The organism is Brevibacillus panacihumi W25, from assembly GCF_000503775.1.
Lineage (GTDB): Bacteria > Bacillota > Bacilli > Brevibacillales > Brevibacillaceae > Brevibacillus > Brevibacillus panacihumi_A.
Genome location: NZ_KI629784.1, coordinates 1 through 584, shown reverse-complemented (window position 1 = coordinate 584; position 584 = coordinate 1). Strand labels below are relative to the sequence as shown.

The following is a 584-nucleotide window of genomic DNA, read 5'->3' as shown; positions in this document are numbered from 1 at the left end:
TACCTCCCTTTTCCATATGGGGGGTTCATGCATCTGTCGCCGGAAGACCGGTTGTGTGGGGCAAACTCGTGATGCGTGTTTTGCCGGATCAACAAATTCAAGGCACCATCCGATTTCGCGGAACGCCGATTCCGATTGAAGGAAGCTGGAATGAAAGCGCGCAGCAGATCATGTTTCATTCCCCCTACGCCGCCTACTCCGGCCATTTATCCATCTACGACGATGTCCAGATTCAACTTCGGCATCTGGTTCTCACCGGACGCCTCCAGATGCTCCCCCCCTCTTTACAGGCAGGTGAGTATGGAACCTGGGTAGCGACAACAGATATAAGCTTGCCGGAGTATAGCGGCTATGTCCCACCGCAACCGCCTTCAACTTCGTTGCCGCCGGTTGGCGTATTTGTAACGTCGAATATACTGTATGGAAACTCGCGTATATAAAGCAGGCAAAGCAGGCACATATCGGATGAAAAATGATCGGTATCCGGATAACGGAAAGGGGTGGCATCGGTGGACGAAAATCAGATTCATCATGCAATCGAACAAGCCTATCAATTGATTGTTGAAGCACACCGCAACATGACT

The 584-nt window shown here is 51.0% G+C and carries 1 protein-coding gene; it reads left to right on the top strand.

All coding sequences use genetic code 11. The annotated features are described in order from the left end of the window. On the top strand, positions 1-440 hold a 440-nt coding region (locus T458_RS40825), incomplete at its 5' end, for a hypothetical protein (protein ID WP_023555615.1). Positions 441-584 lie beyond the last annotated feature (144 nt).